Origin of the sequence: Microcoleus sp. B4-C2, from assembly GCF_036705265.1 — a bacterium.
In the GTDB taxonomy this organism is placed as follows: domain Bacteria; phylum Cyanobacteriota; class Cyanobacteriia; order Cyanobacteriales; family Microcoleaceae; genus Microcoleus.
This window is the reverse complement of sequence record NZ_JAUBUB010000060.1, coordinates 31,036-37,473: the sequence shown is the minus strand read 5'-3', so window position 1 is coordinate 37,473 and position 6,438 is coordinate 31,036. Positions and strand designations below refer to the sequence as shown.

Genomic DNA, 6,438 nt, shown 5'->3' with positions numbered 1-6,438 from the left:
CAGTACGTGTAACTGTTACTGCTGCAACTGTTGTTCCATCTTCGTTGACGCTGAAAGTAGGAGCACTAAATTCCAGGCTGCTGTCATCGTCTGCGATGTCTAAAGTGGCAGTACCTTGGGTTCCAATCGTGGCACCATTCGGGTTGGTCAAAGTTAAGTTGAGTGTTTCGGTACCCTCTACCAAAGTATCGTTGGCGATCGGAATGGTGATGGTTTGGGGTGCAGCATCCCCCGCGGCAAAATTGACAGTCAGGGGAGTATTGGTGTAATCATCAGGGGCGATAGCAGTACCATCACTCAATTCCACCGTGGCACTGGCGGCACCAGTGGTACTGCCAGTACGTGTAACTGTTACTGCTGCAACTGTTGTTCCATCTTCGTTGACGCTGAAAGTAGGAGCACTAAATTCCAGGGTAATCGGATCTTCAGTTCCTTGATATTCAATGTTCCGCACCAGGTAGTCGGAACCATCGTCTTTAAAGGGGGTAGCGACGTAGGCAGCGGTGGGGCTATCGTAGGCTTTGGTGGAGAACCGCAGTTCGTCAAAAGTAGCGCCGCCCAGAGGGTTTGCATCTATCTTGAATTGGAAACTGCCATCGGTGCGATCGCCAATGAAAGTAACCCCATCTGGAGACACAGCGATCGGTTTTGCAGCGATCGGAGCGTTGAGGCGAGTGAAAGTAAAATTGCTAATCGATACCGGAGCCCCATTATTAAAGAGTTGTAGGAAACCAACTTCATTACCTTGATCGCCCAAACCAGGACTTGTTTTGGGACTCAATGAACTTAGATCGATCGTGGCGCTAGTAATGTCTTGGTTATCTGCCCATTTCACCTTCAGCGCCTGAGATTGATCGGTGTTGGGGTTATGGTTGATTTCTGCCCGAATTTTCTTGGCGTCAGTGAACCAACCACTATAAGAGGCTGGGACACCAATACCACCAGTAGTGCCGTAGCTCAACCAGCTTTTAGGGTTTTCGTTACTTGCTAAAGTGAGGTTGCTGATGACATTCGGATTAAGGTAGTCAGTTTCCACGCCATCAAAAGCTATCCCAGACAGTTGGATGCCTTGATTCTGGGCGGCAGTAGGCCATTTTGCGATCAGCTCATTGAGAGCGCTGTAATTATTGGTTTGACCCAAAGAACCAGTGATTGAAGTAGCCATAGCTTCTGTGTTAATGATGAGTAATTAAGGATTAGAAGTGACTGAAAACCAGATGTTGGGCTTTCTTTATCGTTATCGGTCACTGCAAGAAAAATTTCGTCATAAGTAGGTGCAGGTAAATCCAATAAAAATGCTTACCCTGCCCAAATGCTTTCCCAATAAGCATTTCAAGGCTTGATTCCCCCTGATTAGATGTTAATTGTAATTACTTCCCTACTTAATGTAGATGCTTATTCTGGCGCTGCTGAATCAAAGCTTGTAGGGGTAATTCTAAGTGCTTAGCCCGTCAGCGGTGTGGCAACCACGGGGGTATTTGCCCTACAAATTGCATACCCTATTCAGCAACGCCGGTTCACAATATCTTTACAATCTAGATATCGTGGGTTGACTTTCCCCTCTCTCTATCATGGCTTAGAACCCCTGTCTCTGTAAGTCGGAAAAGTCGGATCCTAAAGTCGGAAAAGTCGGATCTTTGCCATGAGTACATAATTTAGGATGTTGCTGAATACAGGTATGAATTCAAGATTGCCAAATGACTATAAGCCCGCTTGAGGGTGAGTTGTGTAACATCAAGCGAAAAGTTGATTTATACCTGTATTCAGGAACGCGATTATTCCTTACTTTCATCATCAATAAGTTTTATCCGGAAAAATTGCGATCTTTTTTTCTGCCCCATAAAAAGCGGGTTTTCCATATCTGTAGAGGAGAGCTTAAATCCCACATTCGCCGCCCCCCAAGAGGCAGCTTTCACTGCTTCAGCGGACAAAAGTGAATCAGCAGAGACAATTATTAGTAAAAATACTTAGAATTTTAGGCGTTGCTGATTTACAGTATGAAACGCTAAATATGCCCGTCATAGAAACCTGTATCCACAAAGCTTTTGGATTTTAAAGTGATTTTTTTCATACCCTGATTAAGCAACGCCAAGATGTCAAATGAGTTCTATACTACTGTCAGAGTGGCAAAACAGAGTTAATCTGACTAAAGCAGGAATTATGCACTTACTCTCTGATTTTTCAGCGGCAACTCTACAATAAACTCAGTTCCTTCGCCAACCTGACTGACGCAACGGATCTTGCCACCGTGAGCTTGGACAATTACCTGATAGCACACGGAAAGTCCCAAACCAGTGCCTTTACCCACAGGTTTAGTAGTAAAAAATGGGTCAAAAATCTTGTCTTGAATTTCTGCAGGAATTCCACTTCCCGTGTCGCGGACAGAGATTGTTACCCAGTCCGGCTCGCTTTGCCAACTGCGGATAGTTAATTCCCCCGGTTTACTCGTTGACTGGAGCGCATCTAAAGCATTGTCAATCAAATTATAAAATACTTGGTTAATTTGACTGGCATGACATTGAACTGGCGGCAAACTGCCGTATTGCTTGTCTATTTTGATATGGGTTTTTAGCTTATTTTGCAGCATCAAGAAACTGCTTTCTAAACCTTCATTCAAATCTACTGGTTTTAATTCAGCGTGGTCTAAACGAGAAAAATTTCGCAGCGTCATCACGATCGAGCGAATCCTCCCGCTTCCTTCCCGCATTGAATTGAGCAGTTTACCAAAATCTTCTCGAATGTAATCTAGTTCTAGTTCTTCATTGATTCTGACAATTGCTTCTGCTGCTTCCGGGCAGGCATTTCCGGCCTGTTCTAGAGCTTCGTTCAACGCTTTAAAATATTCTTGAGCGTGAAACAAGTTAGCGTGGATGAAATTGTTGGCGTTGTTAATTTCATGAGCAATTCCCGCTACCATTTGCCCCAAACCTGACATTTTTTCGCTTTGAATCAATTGCTGCTGTGTCGATCGCAATTCTTCTAATGCAGCCTGCAACTGCTGGGTTTGAGCTTGAGATTTTACCGCAGCATCTTGGACTTGGCTGTAAAGTTCTGCTTGCTGAATGGCGATCGCCATTTGGTTGGCTATTTGGGATAGCAACTCCATCTCTTGCCGCTGCCAATTGCGGGTATCCCCGCACTCGTGAGCAATCAGCAAACCCCACAGCCTACCGGGAAATTTAGGATTATAGCTTCCGGCTGTGTCGGAGGTATTTTCTTCAGTTCTGGATGTAACAATCGGCACAATCAGATTAGCTTTTACCTGCAAACTATCTAAGAAATCGACATGACAAGACTCTAAACCCGCATTAAAAATATCATTAATTGCTTTGACTCGCCCTTGCTGGTAAAGATCGGCGTAATCTCCCCGGAAACACTTATCAGCCCCCATATCTCCTAAAATTGAAGGCCAAGGAACTGTCATATTTTCAACAACAACTTTTCCTTGCCAGTTGTCTTGAAACTGATAGATAATTACTCGATCGCACTGCAACATTTGGCGGACTTCCCTCACCGCTGTTTCCAGGATAGTTCCCAGATCGAGGGTACTGCGAATTTGATTGCCGATCAGCCGTAGCAGCGATTCTCGTTCGGCTTGACGCCTGGTTTTGCTATATAGTTTGGCTTGATTAATCGCGATCGCCAATTGCGATCCTACCCCTTCTAAAAGCTGCCTTTCCCAATCAGTCCATTCCCGTTCGCGATCGCACTGATGCAAGCCAATTATGCCATTCACTTCACCTTGATAGCGAGTAGCTACTGCCAGCATTGACTTAATCTCCAAAGCTTCGACAATTTTTCGGGTTTGTGGGTTCAATCCCGGAAAATCGAGAAAGTTCGTCAGTGCTAGGGACTCTTGCTGAGACACGACGGCAGCCAAATGCGGGTTGTCACTCATCGGTACTTTCATTCCCAGTTGAATCGGATAGTCCCCCGCGTTGTACTCTCCGCGCGTGACTAAAGTTTTTTCTGTATTTGATTCTTTGACCAAAATGCTCACGCGACTTGCCTGTAGCGCTTGTCCCAGCAATCTGCAGGCTGATGTCAAAATTTCTTCTATGTCAAGTGTACTGCGAATTTCGTTATTAATTTGGTTCAGCAAGTTTGATAACTGAACTTGCTGCTGCATCTGTACAATTATGGCTTTTTGTTGGTCTACTTCCGGCAGCGAAAGACTTTCTTGCTGCATCCAGTTTTCAGATTCAGGCAACCGCGAAGTTACTCTGTGCCAGGGGTTTTCGTGTTCTTGTATTTGTAAAGACATATTTACTCAGCAGTTGTACAGTATTTTGATTGAGTCTGGTTTTATAAACCTGTGCTTACCCCGCCAACAGCCCCATCGCAGCTACCAGGACTTTTGGAATATCTTAAGACATTATAAAGGATGCCGCCTGAGCAAAGCAATTATTTGCTTTACAAATATTTATATTTAGCAACTCTGCCCTCTGCAGCCGACAATACTAATTGGCGCATGGCATGGAAGTTGGTCAGATGTCAAATAGAGTTAACCGCCCGCTTAAGCGAATAAAATTAATCTAAACTCTATCTTTAGTTCAATGTTTGCGCCGGCTAGCTCAACATGGAAAACTCAATTCCCGACAATTTTCGTTCGCCAGCAAGCACCGACAACATTACTTCTGGATTGACAGGTAAAGCCCAGATTAAAATAGCTTTGGCGATCGGCAACTCCCGACTGCACTGGGGATTATTTGCGGGCAAAACTCTGAAGAAAACATGGGATACAGAGCATCTCAATGCTGATACTGTTTCCTCGCTCTCGGAGCAGGAAAAGGCAGAATATTTGGTGCAAATAGTAATGAGGTCGATCGAGGAAATATCTGCTCAAAATCTCCTTTGTCTTCCTGCTACTCCCGCTTTTTCTAATCCTCACACACTTTCTTTCGTGCCACTGCCTCTAATTTTGGCTTCAGTAGTTCCCCAGCAAACAGCAATTTGGCAGAGTTATCCAGATGTCCGAATTATTACTTTAGACCAGTTGCCGATCGGGGGACTCTATCCTACCCTGGGAATTGACAGAGCTTTGGCTGTAGTGGGCGCTGGCAACCAATTGGGTTGGCCAGTTTTACTTATAGATGCTGGTACAGCTTTAACATTTACTGGGGCTGATGTCAATAGGTATTTAGTTGGGGGCGCAATTTTACCAGGTTTGGGTTTGCAGTTATCGTCGTTAGGTAAAAAAACTGCTGGATTACCTTTAATCACTTTACCACAAAATTTGCCATACCGCTGGGCGACAGACACTGCTGGGGCAATTCAAAGCGGAGTTGTGTATGCGACGGTGGCAGGAGTTAGGGATTTTATTGAAGATTGGCGGTGTTTGTTTCCTGATAGCAAAATTGCCGTCACGGGGGGCGATCGCACTATGCTTTTAAAATACCTCACCGCAGCCTTTCCTGATACAGCAGCAGGCTTAATTGACGCACCAGAGGCTATTTTTTGGGGAATTAGCCTGTTAAATGTTGACTGTTGACTGTTGTCATTTTATCAATGACCAATGACCAATGACCAATGACCAATGACCAATGACCAATTCACCTAGCAAACTCGCGAATATAGTTAGCAACAACATCCGGGACTTCCTGGGGCAAATTGCTTTCCCCCGGACTGACTAATTGTAGTTCGGCATTAGGAGCCAGAGCAGCATAGGATTGACACAGAGACGAAGCTGCGGGAGTCTCTTCAGAACCGTGCAACAGCAAAACAGGCGCTTTCAGCAAAGGCAAATTCTCATCAACTAATTCCGCTGTAATTTCAGCCCGCCGCCGCCCGAACAGCAACTGCACGGCAACAGGGGACTCCATCAACTGCTGTCTGAAGTTGAGCAATCCGTCAATCTTTTTTTGGCTACCCAGCAACTTAGCAATTGGATAGATCGATCGCAGCCACCACAAAGCCAGCGGAGGTTGGCCGATTAGCCAGCTAGCCGTCTGCCACCGCCCCCGTCGGTTGCCAACCTTGACGCCTTCTGGGGCCAACAACACCAAACCCTGAACTCGATCGGGATATTTGATAGCGTAGCTGGTGGCCACCCAGCCACCCACAGAGTGAGCGATTAAATAAACCTCTCGCAGCTTCAAAGTATCGAGGTATTGGGCGAGACACTCTACTTCCAAGTCGATCGAATAATGAAGATTCGGGCGTTCCGAGTCGCCAAACCCCAGCAAATCCGGTGCGAAGCAGTGGTAGTAGGCGCTCAAATGTTCGATCGTCCTCAGCCACTGACTGCTGTCGTGCCAAGAACCGTGCAAAAATACTAAATTCGGGCCTTGACCGACTTCGTGCCAAAAGATTTGCCCTACAGAGAGTTTTACCCTAGAATTGCGTAGCGGTGAGTACATCCGGTTAAATATTTAGTAATAAAAAGATGATTAATTTAATGTTCAGAGATTGTGAATAAAAGTAGGAAAACAGTGAAAA

At 45.4% G+C, this 6,438-nt stretch carries 6 protein-coding genes; 2 read left to right on the top strand and 4 right to left on the bottom strand.

The window, feature by feature from the left end; all coding sequences use genetic code 11:
* The 3 genes from QUB20_RS17925 to QUB20_RS17915 form a co-directional block, all read right to left on the bottom strand.
* Window positions 1-1,165, bottom strand: a 1,165-nt coding sequence (locus tag QUB20_RS17925; protein WP_333291534.1) for a Calx-beta domain-containing protein, incomplete at its 3' end; no start/stop codon positions are given.
* Window positions 1,166-1,775: 610 nt separating this feature from the next.
* A complete protein-coding gene (locus tag QUB20_RS17920) occupies window positions 1,776-1,916 on the bottom strand; it encodes a hypothetical protein (protein WP_333150880.1) in 141 nt (46 codons plus the stop codon).
* A 242-nt stretch (window positions 1,917-2,158) separates the two neighbouring features.
* Window positions 2,159-4,264: a GAF domain-containing protein gene (locus tag QUB20_RS17915; RefSeq protein WP_333250108.1), complete on the bottom strand. Its 2,106-nt coding sequence runs from the start codon at window positions 4,262-4,264 to the stop codon at window positions 2,159-2,161.
* A gap of 120 nt (window positions 4,265-4,384) precedes the next feature.
* Between QUB20_RS17915 and QUB20_RS17910 the strand changes: the two genes are divergently transcribed.
* Window positions 4,385-4,528 (top strand): hypothetical protein, encoded by a 144-nt coding sequence (locus QUB20_RS17910; RefSeq protein ID WP_333291532.1) that lies wholly within the window; start codon window positions 4,385-4,387, stop codon window positions 4,526-4,528.
* A 51-nt stretch (window positions 4,529-4,579) separates the two neighbouring features.
* On the top strand, window positions 4,580-5,491 hold the full coding sequence (locus tag QUB20_RS17905) for a pantothenate kinase (protein WP_333246569.1): 912 nt from the start codon (window positions 4,580-4,582) through the stop codon (window positions 5,489-5,491).
* Window positions 5,492-5,552: 61 nt separating this feature from the next.
* Here the strand turns inward: QUB20_RS17905 and QUB20_RS17900 are convergent, their stop codons facing one another.
* Window positions 5,553-6,359 carry an alpha/beta hydrolase gene (locus tag QUB20_RS17900; RefSeq protein WP_333246567.1) on the bottom strand — a complete coding sequence of 269 codons (807 nt, stop codon included), beginning with the start codon at window positions 6,357-6,359 and terminating at the stop codon, window positions 5,553-5,555.
* Window positions 6,360-6,438: the final 79 nt, after the last annotated feature.

Coding starts and splice junctions, on each gene's coding strand:
- QUB20_RS17915 (WP_333250108.1), bottom strand. CDS start 4,264: ATGTCTTTACAAATACAAGAACACGAAAACCCCTGGCACAGAGTAACT.
- QUB20_RS17910 (WP_333291532.1), top strand. CDS start 4,385: ATGCCGCCTGAGCAAAGCAATTATTTGCTTTACAAATATTTATATTTA.
- QUB20_RS17905 (WP_333246569.1), top strand. CDS start 4,580: ATGGAAAACTCAATTCCCGACAATTTTCGTTCGCCAGCAAGCACCGAC.
- QUB20_RS17900 (WP_333246567.1), bottom strand. CDS start 6,359: ATGTACTCACCGCTACGCAATTCTAGGGTAAAACTCTCTGTAGGGCAA.